General features: G+C 72.7%; 24 protein-coding genes. 12 read left to right on the top strand and 12 right to left on the bottom strand.

What is annotated here, in order from left to right; genetic code table 11:
- Positions 1–67: 67 nt before the first annotated feature.
- From ACZ4IF_RS28960 to ACZ4IF_RS28950, 3 genes are all read right to left on the bottom strand, one after another.
- Positions 68–1,708 (bottom strand): phospho-sugar mutase, encoded by a 1,641-nt coding sequence (locus ACZ4IF_RS28960; RefSeq protein WP_467567969.1) that lies wholly within the window; start codon positions 1,706–1,708, stop codon positions 68–70.
- A 112-nt stretch (positions 1,709–1,820) separates the two neighbouring features.
- Positions 1,821–2,645: a purine-nucleoside phosphorylase gene (locus tag ACZ4IF_RS28955; RefSeq protein WP_095936237.1), complete on the bottom strand. Its 825-nt coding sequence runs from the start codon at positions 2,643–2,645 to the stop codon at positions 1,821–1,823.
- 128 nt (positions 2,646–2,773) lie between these two features.
- Positions 2,774–3,211 carry a gamma-glutamylcyclotransferase family protein gene (locus ACZ4IF_RS28950; RefSeq protein WP_095936238.1) on the bottom strand — a complete coding sequence of 146 codons (438 nt, stop codon included), beginning with the start codon at positions 3,209–3,211 and terminating at the stop codon, positions 2,774–2,776.
- Positions 3,212–3,319: 108 nt separating this feature from the next.
- Between ACZ4IF_RS28950 and ACZ4IF_RS28945 the strand changes: the two genes are divergently transcribed.
- Positions 3,320–4,768 (top strand): NAD(P)H-quinone dehydrogenase, encoded by a 1,449-nt coding sequence (locus ACZ4IF_RS28945; RefSeq protein WP_345656388.1) that lies wholly within the window; start codon positions 3,320–3,322, stop codon positions 4,766–4,768.
- Positions 4,769–4,946: 178 nt separating this feature from the next.
- On the top strand, positions 4,947–5,915 hold the full coding sequence (locus ACZ4IF_RS28940) for a DeoR/GlpR family DNA-binding transcription regulator (RefSeq protein WP_467567966.1): 969 nt from the start codon (positions 4,947–4,949) through the stop codon (positions 5,913–5,915).
- 78 nt (positions 5,916–5,993) lie between these two features.
- On the opposite strand, the gene ACZ4IF_RS28935 is transcribed toward ACZ4IF_RS28940, so the two are convergent.
- Complete coding sequence (locus tag ACZ4IF_RS28935) at positions 5,994–6,539, bottom strand: TetR/AcrR family transcriptional regulator (protein WP_179332551.1); 546 nt, start codon at positions 6,537–6,539, stop codon at positions 5,994–5,996.
- A gap of 277 nt (positions 6,540–6,816) precedes the next feature.
- Positions 6,817–8,589, bottom strand: coding sequence for an acetyl/propionyl/methylcrotonyl-CoA carboxylase subunit alpha (locus ACZ4IF_RS28930; RefSeq protein ID WP_467567964.1), 1,773 nt, complete (start codon positions 8,587–8,589; stop codon positions 6,817–6,819).
- 355 nt (positions 8,590–8,944) lie between these two features.
- Between ACZ4IF_RS28930 and ACZ4IF_RS28925 the strand changes: the two genes are divergently transcribed.
- A complete protein-coding gene (locus ACZ4IF_RS28925; protein ID WP_095936241.1) occupies positions 8,945–9,436 on the top strand; it encodes a hypothetical protein in 492 nt (163 codons plus the stop codon).
- Here the strand turns inward: ACZ4IF_RS28925 and ACZ4IF_RS28920 are convergent, their stop codons facing one another.
- The 4 genes from ACZ4IF_RS28920 to ACZ4IF_RS28905 all read right to left on the bottom strand — a co-directional run bounded on the left by ACZ4IF_RS28920 (position 9,437) and on the right by ACZ4IF_RS28905 (position 12,228).
- Positions 9,437–10,057, bottom strand: a complete 621-nt coding sequence (locus ACZ4IF_RS28920) for a Maf family protein (RefSeq protein ID WP_467567962.1) — start codon at positions 10,055–10,057, stop codon at positions 9,437–9,439. It lies immediately after the preceding gene.
- A gap of 67 nt (positions 10,058–10,124) precedes the next feature.
- Positions 10,125–10,253: a morphogenic membrane protein MmpB gene (gene mmpB, locus ACZ4IF_RS28915; RefSeq protein ID WP_359493777.1), complete on the bottom strand. Its 129-nt coding sequence runs from the start codon at positions 10,251–10,253 to the stop codon at positions 10,125–10,127.
- Between the two features lie 145 nt (positions 10,254–10,398).
- Positions 10,399–10,608 (bottom strand): acyl-CoA carboxylase epsilon subunit, encoded by a 210-nt coding sequence (locus ACZ4IF_RS28910; protein WP_028802995.1) that lies wholly within the window; start codon positions 10,606–10,608, stop codon positions 10,399–10,401.
- Between the two features lie 27 nt (positions 10,609–10,635).
- Positions 10,636–12,228, bottom strand: a complete 1,593-nt coding sequence (locus ACZ4IF_RS28905; RefSeq protein WP_095936243.1) for an acyl-CoA carboxylase subunit beta — start codon at positions 12,226–12,228, stop codon at positions 10,636–10,638.
- A gap of 136 nt (positions 12,229–12,364) precedes the next feature.
- Between ACZ4IF_RS28905 and ACZ4IF_RS28900 the strand changes: the two genes are divergently transcribed.
- Together ACZ4IF_RS28900 and ACZ4IF_RS28895 are read left to right on the top strand one after the other, a co-directional pair.
- The gene (locus ACZ4IF_RS28900; RefSeq protein WP_467567959.1) at positions 12,365–13,240 is read left to right on the top strand and encodes a biotin--[acetyl-CoA-carboxylase] ligase; all 876 of its coding nucleotides are present in this window, start codon (positions 12,365–12,367) and stop codon (positions 13,238–13,240) included.
- Positions 13,241–13,391: 151 nt separating this feature from the next.
- Positions 13,392–14,654 carry an adenylate/guanylate cyclase domain-containing protein gene (locus ACZ4IF_RS28895; RefSeq protein WP_467567957.1) on the top strand — a complete coding sequence of 421 codons (1,263 nt, stop codon included), beginning with the start codon at positions 13,392–13,394 and terminating at the stop codon, positions 14,652–14,654.
- Positions 14,655–14,727: 73 nt separating this feature from the next.
- On the opposite strand, the gene ACZ4IF_RS28890 is transcribed toward ACZ4IF_RS28895, so the two are convergent.
- The gene (locus ACZ4IF_RS28890; protein WP_467567955.1) at positions 14,728–15,828 is read right to left on the bottom strand and encodes a hypothetical protein; all 1,101 of its coding nucleotides are present in this window, start codon (positions 15,826–15,828) and stop codon (positions 14,728–14,730) included.
- Between the two features lie 450 nt (positions 15,829–16,278).
- Between ACZ4IF_RS28890 and ACZ4IF_RS28885 the strand changes: the two genes are divergently transcribed.
- The 5 genes from ACZ4IF_RS28885 to ACZ4IF_RS28865 all read left to right on the top strand — a co-directional run bounded on the left by ACZ4IF_RS28885 (position 16,279) and on the right by ACZ4IF_RS28865 (position 22,611).
- Positions 16,279–17,109 (top strand): enoyl-CoA hydratase/isomerase family protein, encoded by an 831-nt coding sequence (locus tag ACZ4IF_RS28885; RefSeq protein ID WP_467567953.1) that lies wholly within the window; start codon positions 16,279–16,281, stop codon positions 17,107–17,109.
- Between the two features lie 342 nt (positions 17,110–17,451).
- Complete coding sequence (locus ACZ4IF_RS28880) at positions 17,452–18,603, top strand: GGDEF domain-containing protein (RefSeq protein WP_467567951.1); 1,152 nt, start codon at positions 17,452–17,454, stop codon at positions 18,601–18,603.
- A gap of 132 nt (positions 18,604–18,735) precedes the next feature.
- Complete coding sequence (gene hutH, locus ACZ4IF_RS28875) at positions 18,736–20,274, top strand: histidine ammonia-lyase (protein ID WP_467568143.1); 1,539 nt, start codon at positions 18,736–18,738, stop codon at positions 20,272–20,274.
- 217 nt (positions 20,275–20,491) lie between these two features.
- On the top strand, positions 20,492–20,695 hold the full coding sequence (locus ACZ4IF_RS28870) for a cold-shock protein (RefSeq protein WP_168510673.1): 204 nt from the start codon (positions 20,492–20,494) through the stop codon (positions 20,693–20,695).
- A gap of 134 nt (positions 20,696–20,829) precedes the next feature.
- Entirely contained in the window at positions 20,830–22,611 is a 1,782-nt protein-coding gene (locus tag ACZ4IF_RS28865; RefSeq protein WP_467567949.1) for a DEAD/DEAH box helicase, read from the top strand.
- Positions 22,612–22,801: 190 nt separating this feature from the next.
- Here ACZ4IF_RS28865 and ACZ4IF_RS28860 read toward each other — a convergent pair whose 3' ends face one another.
- Entirely contained in the window at positions 22,802–23,551 is a 750-nt protein-coding gene (locus ACZ4IF_RS28860) for a DUF2625 family protein (RefSeq protein WP_467567947.1), read from the bottom strand.
- Between the two features lie 38 nt (positions 23,552–23,589).
- Entirely contained in the window at positions 23,590–23,907 is a 318-nt protein-coding gene (locus ACZ4IF_RS28855) for a hypothetical protein (RefSeq protein ID WP_345656397.1), read from the bottom strand.
- Between the two features lie 110 nt (positions 23,908–24,017).
- Between ACZ4IF_RS28855 and ACZ4IF_RS28850 the strand changes: the two genes are divergently transcribed.
- Both ACZ4IF_RS28850 and ACZ4IF_RS28845 read left to right on the top strand, forming a co-directional pair.
- Positions 24,018–24,362 (top strand): hypothetical protein, encoded by a 345-nt coding sequence (locus ACZ4IF_RS28850; protein WP_467567945.1) that lies wholly within the window; start codon positions 24,018–24,020, stop codon positions 24,360–24,362.
- A 206-nt stretch (positions 24,363–24,568) separates the two neighbouring features.
- Positions 24,569–25,837 (top strand): L,D-transpeptidase, encoded by a 1,269-nt coding sequence (locus ACZ4IF_RS28845; protein ID WP_467567943.1) that lies wholly within the window; start codon positions 24,569–24,571, stop codon positions 25,835–25,837.
- The last annotated feature ends 156 nt before the right edge of the window (positions 25,838–25,993 follow it).

Here is a 25,993-nt window from a genome sequence, read left to right as displayed (position 1 = left end):
TAAGGGCGCTGATGGGAAAGGTGTTCGGCACGGGCCCGTCCGTTCGACGGGCCCGCACCGGGCGGCCTCAGATGCCGGCCGCGGCCGACAGGTCCCGCTTGATCGCCGCGAGCAGCGCGGCGGCCTCGGCGTGGGCCTCGGGGAGGCCGTCCCGGGAGCCCACGGGCACCACGACCTCCAGGTAGCACTTCAGCTTCGGCTCCGTGCCGCTCGGGCGGACGACGACCCGTGCGCCGTCCAGCGTGTAACGCAGGCCGTCGGTGGGCGGGAGGGTGTCCGTGCCCTTGGTCAGGTCCTCGGCGTTCGTGATCGCCAGACCGCCGAGCCGCGTCGGCGGCCGCTCGCGCAGGCGCAGCATGGCGTCGGCGATGACGGACAGGTCCTCCACCCGGACCGACAGCTGGTCGGTGGCGTGCAGGCCGTACTCGACGGCGATGTCGTCGAGGAGGTCCAGCAGGGTCCGTCCCTGCTCCTTGAGCTCGGAGGCGAGCTCGGTGATCAGGAGGGCGGCGGTGATGCCGTCCTTGTCGCGCACGCCGTCCGGGTCGACGCAGTAGCCGAGCGCCTCCTCGTACCCGTAGCGCAGCCCGTCCGCGCGGGCGATCCACTTGAAGCCCGTGAGGGTCTCCACGTACGGCAGGCCGGCCTTCTCGGCGATCCGGCCGAGCAACGACGACGAGACGATCGACTCGGCGAAGGTGCCGCGCGCCCCGCGGCGCACCAGGTGCTCGCCGAGCAGCGCGCCGACCTCGTCACCGCGCAGCATCCGCCAGTCGCCCGCTTCGCCGCGCTCCCTGACGGCCACCGCGCAGCGGTCGGCGTCGGGGTCGTTCGCGACGATCAGGTCGGGGCCGGTCTCGCGGGCCTTCGCGAAGGCGAGGTCCATCGCGCCGGGCTCTTCCGGGTTCGGGAAGGCGACGGTGGGGAAGTCCGGGTCCGGCTCGGCCTGTTCGGCGACCAGGACCGGCGCGGGGAACCCCGCCCGGTCGAAGGCCGCGAGCAGTACGTCCTTGCCGACGCCGTGCATCGCCGTGTAGACGGTGCGGGCGGTGCGCGGCGACCCCTCGGCCAGCACGGCGTCCGTACGGGCCAGATAGGCGTCCAGGACGTCCTCGCCGAGGATCTCCCAGCCGGACTCCGGACGGGGCACGTCGGCGAGCGCGCGGACGGCGTCGATCTCGGCCGCGATCTCCGCGTCCGCCGGAGGGACGATCTGCGAGCCGTCGCCCAGGTAGACCTTGTAGCCGTTGTCGCGGGGCGGGTTGTGGCTGGCGGTGACCTCGACGCCCGCCACGGCGCCGAGATGCCGGATGGCGAAGGCGAGGACGGGGGTGGGCAGCGGCCGGGGGAGCACGGCGGCGCGCAGCCCCGCGCCGGTCATCACCGCCGCGGTGTCGCGCGCGAAGTCCGCGGACTTGTGACGGGCGTCGTAGCCGATGACGACGAGACCGCCGGCCTGTCCGCCGGCCTTCAGGTAGGCGGCCAGGCCCGCGGCGGCGCGTAGGACGACGGAGCGGTTCATCCGCATCGGGCCCGCGCCGAGCTCGCCACGCAGGCCGGCGGTGCCGAACTGCAGGGTGCCGCCGAAGCGCGCGGCGATCTCCGTGACGTCCCCGGCGTCGATCAGCGCGGCGAGTTCCGCACGGGTGTCCGCGTCGGGGTCCTCGGCCAGCCACGCCTCGGCCCGTGCGATGAGTTCGTCCTGCACCTCGGGTGAACCTCTCTCTTCGTCTTCTACGTCGCCGGCGGCCGTCACGGCGGGTCCGCCCCTGCGCCCCTGTCGTCCCCCAGGGGCCGGGGGAACCGCGGCCGAAGCCGGACTACAGCCGGTCCAGCACCTGGGTGAGCAGCTCGCCCATGCGGGCGGCGGAGTCGCGGCCGGCCTGGAGGACCTCCTCGTGGTTGAGGGGTTCGCCCGTCATACCGGCGGCGAGGTTGGTGACGAGGGAGATGCCGAGCACCTCGGCGCCCGCCTCACGCGCGGCGATGGCTTCCAGGGTCGTCGACATGCCCACCAGGTCCGCGCCGATGACCCGGGCCATCCGGATCTCGGCGGGGGTCTCGTAGTGCGGCCCGGGGAACTGCGCGTAGACGCCCTCCTCCAGGCTGGGGTCGACCTCCTTGCACAGCGCGCGCAGCCGCGGCGAGTACAGGTCCGTCAGGTCCACGAAGTTCGCGCCGACGATCGGCGAGGCGGCCGTCAGGTTGATGTGGTCGCTGATCAGCACCGGCTGCCCGGGGCGCATGCCCTCGCGCAGACCGCCGCAGCCGTTGGTGAGCACGATGGTCTTGCAGCCGGCGGCGACGGCGGTCCGCACGCCGTGCGCGACGGAGGCGACGCCGCGACCCTCGTAGTAGTGGGTGCGGCCCAGGAAGACCAGGGCGCGCTTGTCGCCGAGCCGGTACGAGCGGATCGTGCCGCCGTGCCCCTCGACGGCCGGCGGGGGGAACCCGGGCAGCTCGGTGACCTGGAACTCGGCCTCGGGGGAGCCGAGGGCGTCCACGGCCGGAGCCCAGCCGGAGCCCATCACGAGGGCGACGTCGTGGGTCTCGGCGCCCGTCAGCTCGCGCAGACGCGAGGCGGCGGCGTCGGCGGCGGCGTAGGGGTCGCCCTGGATGTCGTCCGGAAGAAGAGATGCGTTCACGCGGATGAGCGTAGCCGGTCTTGGCCTACGCGCGTAGATGATGGAGCTCACGGTCTTGCGATCGTTGTCTTGTCGTTTCCGACAAGACGTGCGGCGAAGGACGGGGAAGACGATCTTCGAGGGCGGGCTCAGCAGGGCCGCTTGCGGAGCTCCATGACGTAGTCGTGCGGGGCCCCGGCCGACTCCGCCGCGTCGGCGACCTCGCCGAGGTAGCGCGCCGAGGGGAGACCGCCCTCGTACCCGTTGAGGACGTACACCCACGCGGACTCCTCGCCCTCCAGCGTGTGCACGCGTACGCGCATCCGCCGGTAGACGTCGAGGCCGACCCCCTCCCAGCGGTCCATGGAGTCCTCGTCCGGCGGGGCGATGTCGTACAGCGCCACGAACACCTGCGAGCCGGGCGCCTCGACGATCGTCGCGAGCGCGCCCTCCCAGCCCATGTGCTCCCCGCCGAACGTGAGCCGCCAGCCGTTCAGCCAGCCGATGGCGCGCAGCGGCGAATGCGGGGCGCGGCGCGTCATCAGCCGCGGGTCGAGATTGCCGGCGTACGCGGCGTAGAGCGACATGCGGTCGAGGGTACGGCAGCGGACCCGTGCGCCTCTCGCGTAACAGAAGTGGCTCGAAAGCACGCGCGTCGGCCCCCGGGGCGTCGGCACCTTGAAGCGTGCGGGACAATGGAGTACGTGACTCGGATCGTGATCATCGGTGGCGGACCCGGCGGATACGAGGCGGCCCTGGTGGCCGCCCAGCTCGGCGCGGAGGTGACCGTCGTCGACTGCGACGGTCTGGGCGGGGCGTCGGTGCTCACCGACTGCGTGCCGTCGAAGACCCTTATCGCCACGGCCGAGGTGATGACCACCTTCGACTCCTCGTACGAGGAGCTGGGGATCATCGTCGCCGACGACACGCCTCCGCTGGAGCAGGCGGCCAAGGTGGTCGGCGTCGATCTCGGCAAGGTCAACCGCCGTGTGAAGCGTCTCGCGCTCGCCCAGTCGCACGACATCACGGCCTCCGTCACGCGTGCCGGCGCACGCGTCCTGCGCGGCCGGGGGCGCCTGGAGGGCATGCAGGCTCTGGACGGCTCCCGCAAGGTCGTCGTGCGGGCCGCGGACGGCACCGAGGAGACGCTCGTCGCCGACGCCGTGCTCATCGCGACCGGCGGTCACCCCCGCGAGCTGCCCGACGCGCAGCCCGACGGCGAGCGCATCCTGAACTGGACCCAGGTCTACGACCTCGACGAGCTCCCCGAGGAACTCATCGTGGTCGGTTCCGGTGTCACCGGCGCCGAGTTCGCGGGCGCCTACCAGGCGCTCGGCTCGCGCGTCACGCTGGTCTCCAGCCGCGACCGGGTGCTGCCCGGCGAGGACCCCGACGCGGCGGCCGTCCTGGAGGACGTCTTCCGCCGCCGCGGCATGAACGTCATGGCGCGTTCCCGCGCGGAGTCCGCCAAGCGGGTCGGTGACCGCGTCGAGGTCACGCTCTCCGACGGCCGGGTCATCAGCGGCTCGCACTGCCTGATGGCGGTCGGCGCCATCCCGAACAGCAGCGGGATGGGCCTGGAGGAAGCCGGCGTCAAGGTCAGGGACTCCGGTCACATCTGGACCGACAAGGTGTCGCGGACGACCGCTCCGGGTGTGTACGCGGCCGGTGACGTGACCGGTGTGTTCGCTCTCGCGTCCGTGGCGGCCATGCAGGGCCGTATCGCCATGTACCACTTCCTCGGCGACGCGGTGGCCCCGCTGAACCTGAAGACGGTCTCGTCGAACGTCTTCACCGACCCCGAGATCGCCACCGTGGGTTACACCCAGGCGGACGTCGACGCCGGCAAGATCGAGGCCCGCGTCGTGAAGCTGCCGCTGCTGCGCAACCCGCGCGCCAAGATGCAGGGCATCCGGGACGGCTTCGTCAAGATCTTCTGCCGCCCCGGCACCGGGATCGTGGTCGGCGGTGTCGTGGTGTCGCCGCGCGCCTCGGAACTGATCCATCCGATCTCGATCGCGGTCGACAACAATCTGACGGTCGAGCAGATCGCGAAGGCCTTCACCGTGTACCCCTCGCTCTCGGGCTCGATCGCCGAGGTGGCACGGCAGTTGCACACCCGGAAGGCGACCGGAGAGGGCTGAGGCCCGCTGACGTCCCACGTCGACTCCCCGGCCGGTCACGGGGAGTCGTCGACCATTCGTACGGCATAGGCGGCGCGAGTAGGCGCCTATACCACCTCGCGCCCTGCCATGCGAACAACTTCTGTTATTCGGCGCAAACTGCTGAAACCAGACGGTCGTTGGGGTTACTGTCAGTTTCGTGTTCGCTGCAGAACGTCGCCAATTGATCCTCGAAATGGTGCGTGCGAACGGGGCCGTGTCGCTCCGTGAGCTCGCCCGCGTCGTCCAGACCTCCGAAGTGACCGTACGGCGGGACGTGCGCGCACTGGAGGCAGAAGGACTCCTCGACCGCCGGCATGGCGGTGCGGTATTGCCGGGCGGGTTCACGCGGGAGTCCGGCTTTCCGCAGAAATCGCATCTCGCGACCGCCGAGAAGACGGCCATCGCCGATCTCGCCGCGGGTCTCGTCGAAGAGGGCGAGGCCATCGTGGTGGGCGCGGGGACCACCACGCAGGAGCTGGCACGCCGGCTCGCGCGGGTGCCCGGACTCACCGTCGTCACCAACTCCCTGCTGGTGGCACAGGCGCTGGCCCACGCCAACCGTGTCGAGGTCGTGATGACCGGCGGCACCCTGCGCGGCTCCAACTACGCCCTGGTCGGCTCCGGCGCCGAGCAGTCCCTCCAGGGGCTGCGCGTCTCCCGGGCCTTCCTCTCCGGGAGCGGGCTGACCGCCGAGCGCGGCCTGTCCACGTCCAACATGCTCTCGGCGTCCGTGGACCGGGCCCTGGTGCAGGCGGCGGCCGAGGTCGTGGTCCTCGCCGACCACACCAAGCTCGGCACGGACACGATGTTCCAGACCGTGCCGACCGACGTGATCACGCGTCTGGTCACCGACGAGCCGCCGGCGCACGACGACCGTGCGGTCACCGAACTCCAGGCGCTGGCCGACCAGGGCGTCCAGATCGCGGTGGCGGGGTCATCCGCCTCGGGCGGTGCGGGAGGGGATCCCGTCCCGGCGGGGCGTCAGCCGCGCCGGGACGTCCCCCTCCCGGGACCACGTCGCAGCCAGGTGGTTCCGGGCACGGGCCCGCAGCTGCGCAGCGCCACGGTCCTCGGGGAACAGCCGCAGGGCGAGCGGGCCAGGGTGGCCGATCTCCGCCGCCGCTGACCGCTCCTGACGGGCCCTCCGGCACTCCCGCGGGGGCCTGCGACGGGGCCTGTCCCATCGGCCGGGCCCCGCGCGGGGTCACGCCTTCAGACCACGCAGGGTCAGGCCGAGCAGACGGTCCGCCAGTTCGGGCTCGTCCGGGGTCTCCTCGGCGGCCAGCGCGATCGCGTTGGTCAGCTGGAGCAGATCGCCGATCGAGACGTCGGGGCGTACGGCGCCGGCGTCCTGGGCGCGGCGCAGCAGGGCGCTGCCCGCCTCGGTCATCGGGCCGCTGCACCGCGCGAGATCCGAAGTGTCGTCCCGGGCGGCCGACATGAGGGCACGCGCGAGCCCGCGGTACTCACCCGCATGAGTGATGATGGCGCGCAGCCACTCCACCAGGGCGGTGCACGGCTGCGGTGCGTCGAGGAGCTCACGCGAGCGGGACAGCAGGTCGCCGACCGCGTCCTCGAACACCGCGCTCATCAGGGAGTGCCGATTGGGGAAGTGGCGGTACAGCGTGCCGATCCCCACCCCCGCACGCCGGGCCACGTCCTCCAGGGAGGCGTCGGTGCCGTGCTCGGCGAACGCGGACCGGGCCTCGGCGACCAGCCGTTCGTGGTTGCGCCGGGCGTCGGCGCGCATGGCGCGCGGCGCCCCGTGGCCTACCGGGGACGCGGGGACGTGCGTCCTCTCCCGTGCGGTCGGGCCCGCCATGGCCGCCACCTGACCTCTCCTGCCGTGCGGATGCGGTCCAGCATGCCATCGGCGCCCGCGGGCGGTCGCCCCGGGCGGCACCCGCACGCCGGGACGGTGACGGGCGCCGGCAGGACCGGAGCGCCCGGCGGACCGGTCGACGCGGTCCGCCGGGCGCTCCCGGGTTCGGTACTGCTGTGCTGTTGTCCGCGGCCGTGGCCGCGGGTCAGTCCTTGATCTCGCAGATGGCGGCGCCCGCGGTGACGGAGGCGCCGACTTCGGCGGACAGGCCCTTGACGGTGCCGGAGCGGTGGGCGTTGAGCGGCTGCTCCATCTTCATCGCTTCGAGGACGACGACGAGGTCGCCTTCCTTGACCTCCTGGCCCTCCTCGACAGCGATCTTGACGATCGTGCCCTGCATGGGGGAGGCCAGGGCGTCGCCCGACGCGACGGGGCCCGACTTCTTGGCGGCGCGACGCTTGGGCTTGGCACCCGCGGCGAGGCCGGTGCGGGCCAGCGACATGCCCAGAGAGGAGGGCAGGGAGACTTCCAGGCGCTTGCCGCCGACCTCGACGACGACGGTCTCGCGGCCCGGCTCCTCGTCGGTCTCGGCGTCGGCCGGAGCGGCGAACGGCTTGATCTCGTTCACGAACTCGGTCTCGATCCAGCGGGTGTGGACCGTGAACGGGTTGGTGGTGCCGGCCAGCTCGGGGGCGAAGGCCGGGTCCTTGACCACCGCGCGGTGGAAGGGGATGGCGGTGGCCATGCCCTCGACCTGGAACTCCTCCAGGGCGCGGGAGGCGCGCTGCAGGGCCTGCTCGCGGGTGGCGCCGGTGACGATGAGCTTGGCGAGCAGGGAGTCCCAGGCGGGGCCGATCACGCTGCCGGCCTCGACACCGGCGTCCAGGCGCACGCCGGGACCGGTCGGCGGGTCGAAACGGGTGACGGTGCCCGGGGCGGGCAGGAAGTTGCGGCCCGGGTCCTCGCCGTTGATGCGGAACTCGAAGGAATGGCCGCGCAGTTCCGGGTCGTCGTAACCGAGGGCCTCGCCGTCGGCGATGCGGAACATCTCGCGGACCAGGTCGATGCCGGCGACTTCCTCGGTGACCGGGTGCTCGACCTGCAGGCGGGTGTTGACCTCGAGGAAGGAGATCGTGCCGTCGTTGCCGACGAGGAACTCCACGGTGCCCGCGCCGACGTAGCCGGCCTCCTTGAGGATGGCCTTGGAGGAGGCGTAGAGCTCCTGGACCTGCGCGTCGGACAGGAAGGGGGCGGGAGCTTCCTCGACGAGCTTCTGATGGCGGCGCTGCAGGGAGCAGTCGCGGGTCGAGACGACGACCACGTTGCCGTGGGTGTCGGCCAGGCACTGGGTCTCGACGTGGCGGGGCTTGTCGAGGTAGCGCTCGACGAAGCACTCGCCGCGGCCGAAGGCGGCGACGGCCTCGCGCACGGCCGACTCGTACAGCTCGGGGACCTCTTCGAGGGTGCGGGCGACCTTCAGACCGCGGCCGCCGCCGCCGAAGGCGGCCTTGATCGCGATGGGCAGGCCGTGCTCCTGGGCGAACGCGACGACCTCGTCGGCCCCGGAGACCGGGTCGGGGGTGCCGGCGACCAGCGGGGCACCGGCTCGCTGGGCGATGTGCCGGGCGGCGACCTTGTCACCCAGATCGCGGATGGCGTGCGGCGGTGGGCCGATCCAGATCAGGTCGGCGTCCAGAACGGCCTGCGCGAACTCCGCGTTCTCGGACAGGAAGCCGTAACCGGGGTGGATCGCGTCCGCCCCCGAGTCCTTGGCGGCCTGGAGCACCTTGGCGATGTCCAGGTAACTGGTGGCCGGGGTGTCACCGCCCAATGCGAACGCTTCGTCCGCCGCACGGACATGCAGAGCGTCCCGGTCCGGTTCGGCATACACGGCAACGCTCGCGATCCCGGCATCCCGGCATGCCCGGGCCACGCGGACAGCGATTTCGCCACGGTTGGCGATGAGCACCTTGCGCACGATGGCTCCCTCCTTGAAACAAGCCGAGTTTAGGGACAGCCGACACGACCTTTCGACCCGTCCCCAGTGGTGAGCTTGCCCACACGGAGCGTGATGCGAGGCTCGACCGACCCGTGAAATCCCTTGTCGCACCGCAGCACGCTGGAATCCTTCCCTGAACCCTAGCCCTCTGGTGTGGTCAAGGTCTCTGTGACTCCGTGCTGCGGCCCACAAGGTTTCTTTGTGGAGTCCCTACGAATGGCCCAATGATTCTTTGCCCCGCGCAGACCCCTTGTCCCGCGGTTTACCCGTTAGTAGCGTTCGCGATGTCTTGAACGTACTGGGAGTAACAGCACGCGGAAGTGGGTGGGGACCGGTGGTGCGCAGACCGGTGGCGTGGGTGACGGCGATCGTGCTCTTCGTGGAAGCGATCGGCATCGCGCTGCTGAACTGGTTCCTCGGCGTGGTCGTCGACCGCCAGGACATGTCCCTGGCAGGGCTCGACCCCGACATGATGTCCGTGTCGTCGAAGGTCGGCGGGCTGGTCTTCGGCCTGTACTTCGCGGCCTGTGCCCTCACCGCCCTGCTGGTCGCCCTCCGCGACCGCGCACCGCGCGTTCTCGGGCGGGTCCTGCTGATCAGCGCCGCCGTGGTGCACGGCCTGCTCGGCGCGTTCACGGTGGGGCTCGTGGGCTGGGGCGCGTTCGCCTTCATGATGGTCGTGCTCGGGCTGATCGTGTTCACCCTGCTGGCGTACGACCGCCGTGAGGCGGCCGGTCCGGCCGACGCCGTGCCCGAGGGCGGCAAGGACGGGGACAACGGCGGAGGAGCCCCGGTCGCGGCCCCTCCGGCCCCCTCCGCCTCCTGATCACTGCTCCCGCGGCGTCCACAACTCGGTGATGCCGACGCCCAGCTCGGCGAGGAGCCTGCGCACGAGCGGCAGCGAGATGCCGATGACATTGCCGTGGTCGCCGTCGATGCCCTCGATGAACGGCGCCGAGCGGCCGTCGAGGGTGAAGGCGCCCGCCACGTGGAGGGGTTCGCCCGAGGCGATGTAGGCGGCGATCTCCTCGTCCGTGGGCTCGCCGAAGCGGACCACGGTGGACGCGGTCGCCGAGGCGTAGCGCTTGGCCGCCGTGTCGTAGACGCAGTGCCCCGTCTGCAGGGTCCCGGCCCGGCCGCGCATCGCCTTCCAGCGTGCGGTGGCCTCCTCGCTGTCCGCGGGCTTGCCCAGGGCCTGGCCGTCCAGGTCGAGGACGGAGTCGCAGCCGATCACCAGTGCGCCCTGCACCTCGGGGCGGGCCGCGACGACGGAGGCCTTCGCCTCGGCCAGCGCGAGTGCGAGTTCGGCGGGGGTGGGGGCGCTGACGGCCTCCTCGTCCACCCCGCTCACGATCACCTCGGGGGCGAGTCCGGCCTGTCGCAGCAGGTTGAGCCGGGCGGGGGACTGCGAGGCCAGCACGAGACGGCGGCGCGGCTGATCGGTCATGCGCCCAGGGTATCGGCGCCATCCGGGCCGCCGGCCGGGGTCCGTCCGCTCCGCTCGCCCGGGCGGCTCACGTCACGCCGAGCAGGATCATCGCGAGCACCATCGCCAGCGCCACGAGAATGCCCAGGCGCCGCAACATCTCCTGCATGTCGCGGAGTTCCTCGGGGGGTTCGTTCTCGGGGTCGGACCACAGCATGTCCCCGATCGTGCGGCCGGCGGGGGACCGGGCGCCTGAGTACGCGTACTCAACTTCGGGGGGTCACGGGACGCGGACCCGGGGTCCCCGGCGGCCGGCCCGGGACGTCCCGCGCCGGCCGGTCCACGAACCCGGGGCCGTCGTTCTAACCGGGCCAGTAGGTGCGGCCCCACGCCTTCGGGCCAGGGGCCGGCAGGCGGCTCATCGCCAGCCGGGCCGGGTCGGCCCAGGCGTCCGGCTCGCGGCGCGCGCCCGACGGGGCGGAGGCCGCCGCCGCGGCGCGCGCTCTGACCACCGCCAGTGCGGCGGCCAGCTCCTCGGGGGTCGGATTGCCCCGTACGACCTTGATCGTCATATCTGCTCCCAGGAGTCCGATCGGGGTCTAGAGGGGGATGTTGCCGTGCTTCTTCGGAGGGAGTGATTCCCGCTTGGTGCGCAGCTGACGCAGACCGCGGACGATGTGCGAGCGGGTCTGCGAGGGCATGATCACGCCGTCGATGTAACCGCGTTCGGCAGCCGTGTAGGGGTTGAGGAGCGTGTCCTCGTACTCCTGGATGAGGCGGGCGCGGGTGGCGTCCTGGTCCTCGGCGGCGGCGATGGTGCGGCGGTGCAGGATGTTGACCGCGCCCTGGGCGCCCATGACGGCGATCTGGGCGGTGGGCCAGGCCAGGTTGATGTCGGCGCCCAGGTGCTTGGAGCCCATGACGTCGTAGGCGCCGCCGAAGGCCTTGCGGGTGATGACCGTGATCAGGGGCACGGTGGCCTCGGCGTAGGCGTAGATCAGCTTGGCGCCGCGGCGGATGATGCCCTCGTGCTCCTGGCCGACGCCGGGCAGGAAGCCGGGGACGTCGACGAAGGTGATGACCGGGACGTTGAAGGCGTCGCAGGTGCGCACGAAGCGGGCGGCCTTCTCGCTGGCGTCGATGTCCAGGCAGCCGGCGAACTGCATCGGCTGGTTGGCGACGATGCCGACGGGGTGGCCCTCGACGCGGCCGAAGCCGGTCAGGATGTTGGGCGCGAACAGCGGCTGGGTCTCGAAGAACTCGGCGTCGTCCAGGACGTGTTCGATGACCGCGTGCATGTCGTACGGCTGGTTCGCGCTGTCGGGCACGATGGTGTCCAGCTCGCGGTCCTCGTCGGTGAGGGCGAGGTCGGCCTCCTCGGCGAACGCGGGAGGCTCGGAGAGGTTGTTGGACGGCAGGTACGACAGGAGCTGCTTGACGTACTCGATGGCGTCCTTCTCGTCGCCGGCCATGTGATGGGCGACGCCGGAGGTGGCGTTGTGGGTGCGGGCGCCGCCCAGTTCCTCGAAGCCGACGTCCTCGCCGGTGACCGTCTTGATGACGTCGGGTCCGGTGATGAACATGTGCGAGGTCTGGTCGACCATGATCGTGAAGTCGGTGATGGCGGGGGAGTAGACCGCGCCGCCCGCGCAGGGGCCGACCACGAGCGAGATCTGCGGGATGACGCCGGAGGCGTGGGTGTTGCGGCGGAAGATCTCGCCGTACATGCCCAGCGCGCTGACGCCTTCCTGGATGCGGGCGCCACCGGAGTCGTTGATGCCGATGACCGGGCAGCCGGTCTTCAGCGCGAAGTCCATCACCTTCATGATCTTCTGGCCGAAGACCTCGCCGAGCGCGCCGCCGAAGACGGTGAAGTCCTGCGAGAACACGGCGACGGGGCGGCCGTCGACCATGCCGTAGCCGGTGACGACACCGTCGCCGTAGGGACGGTTCTTCTCCAGCCCGAAGTCGGTCGAGCGGTGCCGGGCGAACTCGTCGAACTCGACGAAGGACCCCTCGTCCATGAGGAGTTCGATGCGCTCACGGGCCGTCAGCTTGCCCTTCGCGTGCTGCTTCTCGACGGCGCGCTCCGAGCCGGCGTGCGTCGCCTCTTGGATGCGGCGCTGCAAGTCCGCGAGCTTGCCCGCGGTGGTGTGGATGTCGGGGTGTTGCAGCTCTTCCGGCTCGGACATCGGGATGCGGCTCCCTGCCTGCTCTAGGGGGACGTGAGGGTGAGGTGCTCAGAAGGGGGACTTGCTACTCATCCGTAGCGTAGTGGCGTGCCTACCGTTCAGCAGTGCGGCGTTTACCACACCTAGGGTGGGTTGCATGACGCCGCGAGATGCTTCAGACGCGAACGACAACCGGTGGTCCGACCTGGACCGGCCGCCCCTGAACGCCACCGCCCTGAACCGGGCGCTCGTCCGCGACGGCGAGCACGGAAGCCTGTGGCGCGATGTCCAGGTGGTGGAGCGCACCGGATCCACCAACTCCGACCTCGTCGCCCTGGCCGGCGACGGGAAGGCGGACGAGGGCGCCGTCCTCGTCGCCGAGGAACAGAACGCCGGGCGCGGCCGTCTCGACCGCAGCTGGACGGCGCCCGCCCGCTCCGGCCTCTTCTTCTCCGTCCTGCTCAAGCCCACCGGGGTCCCCGTCGAGCGCTGGGGCTGGCTGCCGCTGCTCACCGGCGTCGCCGTCGCGACCGCGCTGTCCCGCGCCGCCGGCGTGGACACGGCACTCAAGTGGCCCAACGACCTGCTGGTGACCATCGACGGGGAGGAACGCAAGGCCGGAGGCATCCTCGCCGAGCGGGCCGGGACGGACTCCGTCGTGGTCGGCATCGGCATCAACGTCACCCTGCGGGAGAACGAACTGCCGGTGCCGGGTGCCGGGTCGCTGGCGCTCGCGGGAGCGGTGAGCACGGACCGTGACACCGTGCTGCGGGCCGTGCTGCGGTCCCTGGAGGACTGGTACCTGCGGTGGCGCGACGCCGCGGGCGACCCCGTCGCCTCCGGTCTCCAGGAGACGTACGCCGCCGGGTGCGCGACGCTCGGACGAGTGGTCCGCGCCGAACTGCCCGGCGACCGCTCGATCACCGGCGAGGCCGTCGCCCTGGACGGGGACGGCCGGCTGGTCATCGCCACGGAAACGGGCGTGCAGCAGCCCGTCGGCGCGGGCGACGTGGTGCACCTGCGGCCCGCGTAGGGAGCTCCGGCGGCCGAAAACCCCCGGCCGGGACGGTGCCCGTGGAAACCTCCCGACCTGGGTCCCGGCGTCGGGAGTGAGCCAGCGCACACCTGCCGTAGAGTTGAGCGCGGCCGATATCTGACCTCGGCAGATCGGAAGGGCAGCAGGCGTGACCGTCGACGACACCGGCTCCGACGCGGGCGCCCGGCCCGCCCCTGACGGCGAGCCGGGCCGTACCGCCGGGCCGGTCACCGACGCGTCGCCCCCGCCGGCCGACGCCCGGCCCGGGACACGGCCGGACGCGGGGTCCGACACGGGCCCCGACGCCCGTACCGACCCGAACGGCCACGTGGACCTCCCCTCCGAGCCGGAGGACGGCGAGGACCCCCTGGCGCTCCGCCTGGAAGGGCTCATCCTCGGCGCGGAGCGCCGCTACACGCCCTTCCAGGCAGCCCGCAGCGCCGGTGTCTCCATGGAGCTGGCGTCCCGCTTCTGGCGGGCCATGGGCTTCGCCGACATCGGGCAGGCCAAGGCGCTCACCGAGGCGGACGTACTCGCCCTGCGGCGCCTGGCCGGTCTCGTCGAGGCGGGCCTGCTCAGCGAGGCCATGGCGGTGCAGGTCGCCCGTTCCACCGGCCAGACCACGGCCCGTCTCGCCGAGTGGCAGATCGACTCCTTCCTGGAGGGCCTCACCGAGCCCCCGGAACCGGGGATGACCCGCACCGAGGTGACGTACCCCCTGATCGAGCTGCTCCTGCCCGAGCTGGAGGAGTTCCTCGTCTACGTCTGGCGGCGCCAGCTCGCCGCCGCCACCGGCCGGGTCGTGCAGGCGGCGGACGACGAGGAGATGGTCGACCGGCGCCTCGCCGTCGGCTTCGCCGACCTCGTGGGCTTCACCCGGCTGACCCGCCGCATGGAGGAGGAGGAACTCGGCGAGCTCGTCGAGGCCTTCGAGACCACGGCGGCCGACCTGGTGGCCGCGCACGGGGGACGCCTGATCAAGACCCTGGGCGACGAGGTGCTGTACGCGGCCGACGACGCCGGTATCGCCGCCGAGATCGCCCTGCGGCTCATCGAGACGATGGCGCACGACGAGACGATGCCCGAGCTGCGCGTCGGCATCGCCTTCGGCACGGTGACCACGCGGATGGGCGATGTGTTCGGCACCACCGTGAACCTCGCGAGCCGGCTCACGTCGATAGCGCCGCGCGACGCCGTCCTGGTGGACGGCGCGCTCGCGGAGGAACTGATCCGCACCGGCGAGGCCCCCGCCTCCGAGGCGGAGGCCGCCGAGGCCGCGGCCACCGCCGAGAAGGAGGGCGAGGAACCGCCCACCTACCGCTTCGCCCTCCAGCCGATGTGGCAGCGCCCGGTGCGTGGCCTCGGTGTGATCGAGCCGTGGCTGCTCGCACGCCGGGACACCGAGTCGTAGCCCCGGGCATCCGCGCACCGGCCGGGCCGTGGGCCGGTCGTCCGGGCGGGCCGGACACCGGCGCACCGGCCGCTCATCCGGGTGGCCCCGGGAGGCCGGGCGCCGACAGCCCGTGCACGCAGATGCCGACGATCGGGACGCAGACGCCCGGCGGCTCGGGCCGCGGCGCCGGGGCGTGACTGCTGGTGCCCGGCGTCGGAGTGGCCGGAGCGGTCGTCGCCCGCGGCGGCGGGGTGGTCACCGGCATGGAGGGGATGCCCGTCGCGCCCGGTGCGTCGCTCGCGACGGCACTGCCGTGGGGCCACGGCGTCGTCGGGACGGCCGAGGGCGTCGTCGGGGGCGCCGTGGGTGTGGCGCCGTCGTCCGATGCCGGAGTCGTGGCGGCACCGCCCATCACGCCGGATGCCGTGGCGGCGGTCGATCGCGCCGAGGGCACCGCCTCCACCGTGGTGACGGCGGACCCCGCCGAGCCCGCGGGGTCGGTGGCGTTCCCCGCGCGCGGCTCGGCCTCCGCGCTCCCGCCGCCCCCGATCACCGAGTCGGGGGCCACCCGCGCGAGGCTCAGCACCCCCGCGGCGAGTGCGAGTCCCCCCACGGCGAAGAGCACCCGCCTCGGCCGCGGCCTGCGGTGCCGGCCCCGCACGGGGCGGAACCGCCCGGGCGCGACGGCGGCGTCCCCGGACTTCGGCGCCCCCTCGCGAGGGCGGGGCCCCGAGGACGCGGCGCGGCGCCCGCGGGCACCGTCCGCCACGGGGGCCGACCGGACCGGGCCGCCCTTCGCGCCGGCACCACCGCTTCCGGAGCGCCGAGGGCTGCCCGAGGCGCCTTCCGGGGTGCCGCCGGCCGTATCCCTTTCCGAGGTGCCGCTGTCGTGTTCACCACCCTCCGGGGTGCCGCCGGCGGCCGTACCGCCCTCCGGGGTGCCGCCGGCGGCCGTATCGCCCTCCGGGGTGCCGTCGGTGTCCGCGGCGGCCGAGGCGCCCTGCGTGCCGCCCGTGCCGCCCGTGCCGGTCCGCGCGGGACCGTTCCCGGCCGCGCCGGGGCGTGCGGGGCGGGTGCCGGGGCTGTCGGCCCGCGGGGTGCCGCTGTCGGCCGTACCGCTCTCCGCGGTGGCGTCGGCGTCCGCGGCGGCCGAGGCGCTGCGCGTGCGGGCCCTCGACGGGCCGTCGCTCATGCCGCTCACCGACGGCCCACCGCCGCCGGCGGCCCCTCGGGTGGCGTTCCCGGTCGTGTCCGTGGGTGTGCGGCTGACGTCGTCCGGTCGGGCCGCGGCGGTGGTGGGGGCCGGGGCCGTTCCGGAAGGAGCCGGATCTGTCGTGCGGGCCGGCGCGGGGCCGGTCCGTGGCGCGTTGTTCTTCGTGGGGCCGGCCTGAGGTTCCGGGCGGGTCCTGCCGACATCTGTCGTACGGCCGTTCGTCATGGTCGTCCCTCCCCTACGTGCCCGCGCCCCCCGAAGCGCTGTGGCGGTGCGCAGGCTATGCACGGTTCGCGCGCGATGTGCGGGAGTTGGGCCGGATGTCACCCGAACGGGGACGTACGGGGCGGGGGAGCGGGTTTCCTGGGGCGGCGTCGGCTGCGATGATCGGGGCGTCGGTTGTTAACCCACGTTAACCGGGAGGGCGTCATGGCGGAGCAGGGGCCGGAGTCGACGACGGAGCAGGTCGACGAGCGGCGGTTCGGGGAGTTCGTCGCCGTACGGCGGCACGGGCACGTCGCCGAGCTCGCCCTCGACCGGCCCAAGGCCATGAACGCGGTGTCCACCGAGATGGCCCGCTCGATCGCCGGGGCCTGCGACGCGCTCGCCGCCGACCGGGACGTACGCGTGGTGGTGCTCGCGTCCACCCATGAGCGGGCCTTCTGCGTCGGCGCCGACCTGAAGGAGCGCAATTCCTTCACCGACGCCGACCTGGTGCGGCAGCGCCCGGTGGCGCGGGCCGCGTACACGGGTGTCCTGGAGCTGCCGATGCCGACCATCGCGGCCGTGCACGGCTTCGCGCTGGGCGGCGGGTTCGAGCTGGCGCTGTCGTGCGACCTGATCGTGGCCGACCGCACGGCGGTCGTCGGGCTGCCCGAGGTGTCCGTCGGGGTGATCCCCGGTGGCGGCGGCACGCAGCTGCTGCCCCGGCGGGTCGGCGCGGCCCGCGCGGCCGAGCTCATCTTCTCGGCGCGGCGCCTGGAGGCGGCCGAGGCGCGGGAGTTGGGTCTCGTGGACGAGCTGGTGGAGGCCGGACAGGACACGACGGAGGCCCTCGCGCTCGCCGCGCGCATCGCCGCGAACTCCCCCGTCGGCCTGCGCGCGGCCAAGCGGGCGCTGCGGCTCGGTCACGGCCTGGACCTGCGTGCGGGCCTGGAGGTCGAGGACTCCGCATGGCGGTCGGTCGCCTTCTCGGGGGACCGGGCCGAGGGTGTGGCGGCGTTCAACGAGAAGCGTGCCCCGCAGTGGCCCGGCGAGTGAGAAGTGCCTGCCGGCGTCTGTCCGGCGGGGGCGCCCGGTAGGGCTCCCGCCGGGGTCGCCCCGCCTCTTCAGGCGACTCCCTCGGACGCTTCGGGGGGTTCGCGCCGACGGTCTCCGGCGTCTCCCTCCGACGCTTCGGGCGGTCCGCGCGGGCCCCTGCCGGTGGCTTCCTCCGGCACTTTCGGGCGGTTCGTGCCGAGCCGTGTCCGGTGGTTCCCGCCGGCGCCCCGGGCGGCTCCCGCCGGCTCCCTGTCGGGTCCCTTCCGGCGGCGCCCGCCCGCTCGGACCCCTGTTCGCCGTATCAATGTCCCTAAATGCCATGTTTTTACCTAGCCTGGGGTGATGGGTGAGGACAGTCGGCTGAAGGCCGTGGTGGAGCTGGCGCAGGGGATGGCGGCGGCACGCACCCCACGCGAGTCGTGGCGGGCCGCGGCCCTCGGTGCGTGCCACGCGCTGACCGGAAGCTTCGCCGCGCTCTCCGTGTGGGAGCGCGAGCTGGGGCGGCTGAGGGTGCTCGCCAACGTGGGCGACCGGGCGGCGGACGAGGCCGAGTTCCCGGACGGGGAGTCCTATCCGGTGCACCAGTTCCCGGAGATCACCGAGTTCCTGCACGAGCGCTGGGCGGGCGGTGGCGGCCCGAACGCCTGGGTGGAGACAGCTGACGGCCCGGCGGGCGGCGGCGCCGGGTACTGCCACCAGCGCGTCGCCGCACTGCGCCGTCGGGGGCGCGGCTGCTGCGTGGTCGCGCCGATCGTCCTGCACGGCCGGGCCTGGGGCGAGCTGTACGTGGCCCGCTCCGCCGGTGTCCCGGTCTTCGACAGGGCGGACGCCGACTTCGCGACCGTGCTCGCCTCCGTCGTCGCCGCCGGGATAGCGCAGACCGAACGCCTGGAGGAGGCGCGGCGGCTGGCGTTCACGGACTCCCTCACCGGGCTCGCCAACCGCCGCGCCGTCGACATGCGGCTCGACGAAGCGGTCGAGCAGTACAAGAAGGACGGCGTCGTGGTCAGTCTCGTGGTCTGCGACCTGAACGGGCTCAAGCGCGTCAACGACACCCGCGGGCACGCGGTCGGCGACCGGCTCCTCGAACGGTTCGGGTCGGTGCTGTCCCTGTGCGGGGCCATGCTTCCGGGCACCCTGGCCGCCCGCCTCGGCGGCGACGAGTTCTGTCTGCTGGCGGTGGGCCCGCCGGCGGCGGCCGTGGTCCGGATCGCCGACGAACTGTGCCGCCGTGCGGCCGAGTTGGAGCTCGGCGAGGGTGTGGCGTGCGGGGTCGCCTCGACCGAGGAGGCGATCGGGCCCGTACGGTCCGCCCGCCGGCTGTTCAGGCTCGCGGACGCGGCCCAGTACCGGGCCAAGGCCGTCCGCGCGGCACGGCCCGTCGTCGCCGGGCGTGAGGGCCCCGACGACCCGGTCGTACAGCTCGCGGACGCTCCGTCGCCCACCGAGGGGGAGCGCCGCCGCTTCCGCGGACGCCACCAGCTGCGCCCCTGACCTGCCCGCCGTCGTGGACCGGGCGGCCCCGGACGTCCGGAGGTCCGCTGTGACGTTCGCCGGAGTAAGGGGTCAACCCGGCACCCACTAGTGACATCAAGGAATTCACTGCGTACGCTCCTGAATATGGATATGCACACTGTGGTGGTGGGGACGTCCGGCGTGACCGCGTCCGACGTTCTTGCCGTGGCGCGCGACGACGCCCGGATCGAGCTCTCCGGCGAGGCGGCGGCGGCCCTCGCCGCGGCCCGCGAGATCGTGGACGCGCTGGCGGCCAAGCCGGAGCCCGTCTACGGCGTCTCCACCGGGTTCGGCGCCCTCGCGACCCGGCACATCAGCCAGGAGCTGCGCGCCCAGCTGCAGCGCAACATCGTCCGCTCGCACGCGGCCGGGATGGGTCCGCGCGTCGAGCGCGAGGTCGTCCGCGCGCTGATGTTCCTGCGGCTCAAGACCGTCTGCTCCGGCCACACGGGCGTACGCCCCGAGGTCGCGCAGACCATGGCGGACATCCTGAACGCCGGCATCACCCCGGTCGTCCACGAGTACGGCTCGCTCGGCTGCTCCGGCGACCTGGCGCCGCTGTCCCACTGCGCGCTCACGCTGATGGGCGAGGGCGACGCGGAGGGCCCCGACGGCACCGTGCGCCCCGCCGGCGAGCTCCTCGCCGAACACGGCATCACCCCCGTGGAGCTCCGCGAGAAGGAGGGGCTCGCCCTCCTGAACGGCACCGACGGCATGCTCGGCATGCTGGTCATGGCCCTCGCCGACCTGGAGGCGCTGTACAAGTCGGCCGACGTCACGGCCGCCCTCTCGCTCGAAGCGCTGCTCGGCACCGACAAGGTCCTCGCGCCCGAACTGCACGCCATCCGCCCGCACCCCGGACAGGGCGCCAGCGCCGCCAACATGCTGGCCGTGCTGAAGGGTTCGGAGCTCACCGGGCACCACCAGGACGACGCCCCGCGCGTCCAGGACGCCTACTCCGTGCGTTGCGCGCCGCAGGTCGCCGGCGCGGGCCGCGACACCCTCGCCCACGCGCGCACGGTCGCCGAGCGCGAGCTGGCCTCGGCGGTCGACAACCCGGTCGTACTGCCCGACGGCCGCGTCGAGTCGAACGGCAACTTCCACGGCGCCCCCGTCGCCTACGTGCTCGACTTCCTCGCGATCGCCGCCGCCGACCTCGGCTCCATCGCCGAGCGCCGCACCGACCGGCTCCTCGACAAGAACCGTTCGCACGGCCTGCCGCCCTTCCTCGCGGACGACGCCGGTGTCGACTCGGGCCTGATGATCGCCCAGTACACGCAGGCCGCCCTGGTGAGCGAGATGAAGCGCCTCGCCGTCCCGGCGTCCGCGGACTCCATCCCGTCCTCGGCGATGCAGGAGGACCACGTCTCCATGGGCTGGTCCGCGGCGCGCAAGCTGTGCACCGCCGTGGGCAACCTCACCCGCATCGTCGCCATCGAGCTGTACGCCGCCACGCGCGCGATCGAGCTGCGTGAAGGCCTGTCCCCGGCCCCCGCGACGCAGGCGGTCATCGACGCCGTCCGCGCGGCCGGCGTCCAGGGCCCCGGGCCGGACCGCTTCCTCGCCCCCGACCTGGAGGCGGCGGACGCGTTCGTGCGCGCGGGCGGGGTGCTGACGGCCGTGGAGCCGGTCACCGGCCCGCTCCAGTAGGAGACCCCGTGGCACGCGGAGGGGCGCCGTCCGCCGGCGCCCCTCCGCACCGGGCCGCCCTCCCCGGTGTGCTAGGGTCTCGCATTGATACGTTTTGGTACCCATTTACTTTGTGCGCCTGATCGGAATCTTCCGCAGGCGCGTTTTGTTTTACCGGCATCTCCGGCATTTCCCGGTGCATCTCCGGATGGGACCCTTACCTGTTCGGGAGAACAACATGGCTACAGGAACCGTGAAGTGGTTCAACTCGGAAAAGGGCTTCGGCTTCATCGAGCAGGACGGCGGCGGCCCCGACGTCTTCGCCCACTACTCCAACATCGCCAGCTCCGGCTTCCGTGAGCTGCTGGAGGGCCAGAAGGTCTCGTTCGACGTCGCGCAGGGCCAGAAGGGCCTGCAGGCGGAGAACATCGTCCCCGCCTGATCCGGGGTCGCGCTTTTCCAGAGCCGGGGCCCGCACCTTCGGGTGCGGGCCCCGGCTCGTGCTGTGAACGCCCGTCCGCGGACGGGCTCGGTGCGTGCAGTCCGTGGGGCCCAGGAAGGAAAACCAGATCCAGCATGACTCGATCCGAACGTCCCGCCCGTAAGCGGCCGACGCGCGCACGTGGCGACGCCCAGAATGGCGGTGCCGCCCACAACGGCGGTGCCACGAGGAGCGGCGGCGCCGTGAAGAACAGCGGCGCGAAGTCCGACGGCCCGGCACGCGGCGGTGGTTCCGCCAGGTCCGGCGGTCCGGCTCGGACGGGTGGTGCCGCGCGGAACGCGGGCCGCGGCGCCGGCCGTGGTGCGGGCAGGGGCGCGACCCGCCCGGTCACGCCGCCGCAGGAGTTCTCCCTGCCCGAGACCCTCACGCCCGCACTGCCCGCCGTCGACTCCTTCGACGCCCTGGACATGCCGGCCGCGCTGACGAAGACCCTCGCCGCGAACGGTGTCACCGAGCCCTTCCCGATCCAGGGCGCGACCCTGCCCAACTCCCTCGCGGGCCGTGACGTCCTCGGCCGCGGCCGCACGGGATCGGGCAAGACGCTGGCCTTCGGGCTCGCCCTGCTGGCGCGCACCGCGGGCCGCCGCGCCGAACCGAGGGCGCCGCTCGCCCTCGTCCTGGTGCCCACCCGTGAGCTGGCCCAGCAGGTCGACGACGCGCTGACGCCCTACGCGACCTCCGTCCAGCTGCGCGTCGCCACGGCCGTCGGCGGGATGTCGATCGGCCGCCAGGCCGGTGCGCTGCGCCGTGGCGCCGAGGTGCTGGTGGCCACTCCGGGCCGCCTCAAGGACCTCATAGAGCGGGGTGACTGCGTCCTGGACCAGGTCGCGATCACCGTCCTCGACGAGGCCGACCAGATGGCCGACATGGGCTTTCTTCCTCAGGTCACGGCGCTGCTGCGGCAGGTCGAGCCGGACGGTCAGCGGCTGCTGTTCTCGGCGACGCTCGACAAGAACATCGACCGTCTCGTGCGGATGTTCCTCACCGACCCCGTGGTGCACTCCGTCGACCCGTCGGCGGGCGCGGTGACCACCATGGAGCACCACGTGCTGCACGTGGCCGACGAGACCGACAAGAAGGCCGTCGCCATGCGGATCGCGGCGCGGGACGGCCGGGTGATCCTGTTCGTCGACACCAAGCGCGGCGCCGACCGCTTCACCAAGCGGCTGCTCGCCAACGGCGTACGGGCGTCCGCGCTGCACGGCGGGCGCAGCCAGCCGCAGCGCAACCGCACCCTCGACCAGTTCAAGAACGGCCAGGTCACCGCGCTGGTCGCCACCAACGTGGCGGCTCGCGGCATCCACATCGACGACCTCGACCTGGTCGTCAACGTGGACCCGCCCACCGATCACAAGGACTATCTGCACCGCGGCGGACGCACCGCGCGCGCGGGTGAGTCCGGCAGCGTCGTCACCCTCGTACTCCCGGAGCAGAAGCGGGAGATGACCCGACTGATGGCCGACGCCGGCATCACCCCGCGCACCGCGCGTGTCAGGTCCGGCGACGAGGAGCTGACCCGTCTGACCGGAGCGCGCGAGCCCTCCGGCGTGCCCGTGGTCATCGAGGTGCCGCAGCCCGCCGAGCAGCCGAAGCCGCGTGCCAGGACCCGTCCCGGCACGGGACGCCGCGGCGGTTCCGGTGACGGCGGCGGACGCCGTGCGACGGCCGAGGGCGGTACGGGCTCGGCCCGCACGGACGGCGCCGGGCGCGCTCCGCGACGCCGCACGGGTCGCGGCCAGGACGCCGTGGCGCAGAGCGGCGGCGGTCGCGGCCGCGGCGGGCAGAACCGCGGTGGCGCCGGCCGTGGCGGCAGGGACGGCGGAGGCAGGGACGGCGGCGGCCGCAGGGCCGCGTAGCGCGCCCGCGGAAGCCCGTCGGCGGCTCCGGGCAGGACAGCCGGTGCCGCGCCCCGAGGAGAGGCGGTGGCGGCCCGGTGCGCGGCGGTTCTCGGGCCGTCCCGGTGAGCCGCCCGGCCGAGCCGCCGTGCCGGGCGGGTGGCGCCGCACCGACCTGGGGACCTCGGCGGGCCCTGTGCCCGGACCGGTGTCAGGGGCTGCCGAAGAACCCGGGGTCGACCTTGTCGAGCTTCAGGGCGAAGTCCCGGTGGAGCTGCAGGATTTCGGCCAGCGGCACCGCGCGGCGGCTGGTCGAGTGCAGGTCGCGGCGCGCCTCGGCCGACCACAGGAACGGCACGACGGAGAGGCCCTGCGTCCCGCCCAGGAGACCGGACTCGGCACGCCAGCCCGGCCAGCGCAGCGTGTCGTAGAACCGGTCGGTGCCCTCGCGCAGGAACCAGTCGAGCCACTCCCCGTGGCCCACTTCGAGGGCCTCCCAGTGCAGCGAGTCCGGCGCGAAGTAGACGATCTCGCCGGGGCGTCCGGGGCGGCCCGCCGCCTCCGGGTCGGCGCCGTTGACGAGGAAGACCCCGCCCAGCACGTCGTGGCCGACGACGAGTCCGTTCGCGGGGCGCCAGGACGGGTCGAACCGCTCGGGGAACTCGTTGACCTCGGCGAGGCTCGGCAGGTCCGCCGACGCGCCGGGCAGTCCCGTGGAGGTGTCGGCGGCCGGACTGCCGTAGATGCGCAGCCAGCCGCTGTCCAGCACCAGGCCGCCGCAGTTGAGCACCAGACCGCCCAGCCAGGACCGCGCGGTGACCTGGAGCTGGAGCAGGGTGGCACGTCCCAGCGCCGGGTCCGCGGGCAGGACGTCCATGGACACCCCGCTCGCGGCGAGTGCCTCGGACAGGAGCGGCCAGGAGGGCTCCTCGACGTCGGTCAGCTCGGTCAGGTCTCGCATGGATTCCCCGTGGGTCGGTCCGAACCGGAGTACCGCGCTCAGCAGGCCATCGTGCGCTCGCGGCGCACCGAGTACGTCACGAATCCGGCGCCCAGGGCGAGGAAGAGGGTGCCGCCGACGACGTACGGCGTCGTGTCGACGCTTCCGGTGTCGGCGAGCTGGGTGTGGGTCCCGTCGGACTGCGTGTCCGAGTCCGTCGCGGTGCGCGCCTCGGGCGTCGTCGTCGCGGTGGCCGACGCCGAGACGCCCGGACTGGGTTGGTCCTGGGTCGCGTTGGCGGACGGGACGAACCACAGGGCACCCAGGAGGGTCCCGGCTGCGGTGGCGGTCAGCAACGATCGACGTGCGGCGGACACGAAATATCGATCCCCTTGTGGCGCGGGCGAATTGGCCGTGTGGGGCGATGCTAATGAAAGGCGCGGGTCGTGGGAAAGTCGTGCCACCCCTGGGCCTTACGCTCCGTCCCATGAGTACTCCTGAGACATCACAGTTTGTACGGCTTCGTGTCGAACTCGTGCTGGAGATCGACGACGCCGACGCCGTCACCAAGGCCGCGCTGCGGCGTATCGCCGGGGACACCGACTTGCCCGCGGACGAGCGCGCGCACGCCGAGAACGCAGTGACGGAAGACACGGCCGAGGCCCTCGCCTATCTGGTGGACCCGTTCGACCTGGTCAGCGAGGTGCCCGGGATCGAGCTCGCGCAGGCGTCGTGGAGCAGCGAGCCCATCGAATACGACCCCGATTCGCCCGACTGGGACCTCGACGAGGATGATGCTGACGAGGACGACGAGGAAGACACGCTCGGCTGACGCGGCTTGGGGAAACGTGACCCCGGGCGGCAACCGCCGTCCGGGGTTTCTTCGTCTCAACAGACGCACTGACCGCATCCGCACCACGCGGCGCATGTCCGAACGTGGTGTGCCCCACACTTCCGAGGAGTGTGGAACGGGACGAACCGGTCGTAGCGTTGATGGTTCCTACGGGGCCATTCGAGACTTTTGGTGATTCGGCGACGATGGAGAAGCGTGTGATGACGGACAGTAAGCGGCGCAGGGGCCTGATGGCCGCGTCCGCACTGCTCGGCGGTGTTCTGGTGCTCTCTGGCTGCAGCGACGGCGACGCCAAGGCCGACGGCGACGGCGGCGGCGACAGCTCGTCGCAGGCCAAGGTCGACGAGGCGGCAGCCAAGAAGACCTCAGAGGCCCAGATCAAGATCACACCCAAGGACGGCTCCGACAACGCCTCCATCAACAACGGCACCGCGGTCACGGTGAGCAAGGGCACGCTCACGTCCGTCACCATGCAGACCGCGGAGGGCACCGCGGTCGCGGGCCAGATATCCGCCGACAAGAAGAGCTGGAAGCCCACCGGGCAGCTCCAGCGGGCCACCACCTACAAGATCGCCGCCGAGGCCGCCGACTCCGAGGGCCGCACCGCCCACGAGAACACCTCGTTCACGACGGTCTCCCCGGCGAACAGCTTCATAGGCAACTTCACGCCGGAGGACGGCTCCACCGTCGGCGTCGGCATGCCGGTCTCGATCAACTTCAACAAGGCGATCACCGACAAGGCCGCCGTGCAGAAGGGGATCACCGTCTCCTCCAGCAGCGGCCAGGAGGTCGTCGGACACTGGTTCAACGCCAACCGTCTGGACTTCCGGCCCGAGAGCTACTGGACCGGCGGCTCCACCGTGACCCTGAAGCTCGACCTCGACGGCGTCGAGGGCGCGAGCGGCGTCTACGGCGTGCAGCAGAAGACGGTCACCTTCAAGATCGGCCGCAACCAGGTCTCGATCGTCGACGCCAAGACCAAGACCATGAAGGTCACCCAGGACGGCAAGACCATCAGGACCATCCCGATCTCGGCGGGCTCCCCCGAGAACAAGACGTACCAGGGCCAGATGGTGATCTCCGAGAAGTTCAAGGAGACCCGGATGGACGGCTCGACCGTCGGCTTCACGAACGACGACGGCAAGGGCGAGTACGACATCAAGGACGTGCCGCACGCCATGCGTCTGTCGAACTCCGGCACGTTCATCCACGGCAACTACTGGGGTGCCAAGTCCATCTTCGGCGCGGTGAACACCAGCCACGGCTGTGTCGGCCTGTCCGACACCAAGGGCGCCGGCGACAAGAACACCCCTGCCGCGTGGTTCTACGACAACTCGCTCATCGGTGACGTCGTCGTCGTGAAGAACACGGGCGACAAGACCGTCGCCCCGGACAACGGCCTCAACGGCTGGAACCTGAACTGGGCGGCGTGGAAGGCCGGCTCGGCCGTCTGAGCGCGCTGAACCCGCCGAGGCGGGGGGGGGGCCCCCCCGGGGGGGCGCCCCCCCCCCGGGGGCCCCCCCCCCCCCCCCCCCCCGGCCCCCCCCCCCCCCCCGCGCCCGGCGAACCGGCTCCGGTCGCGGGTCGCCACCCCGGGGGCGCCGGGAACC

It is taken from the genome of Streptomyces sp. NPDC025784 (assembly GCF_055558435.1).
This window is presented reverse-complemented; position numbering and strand designations above follow the sequence as displayed.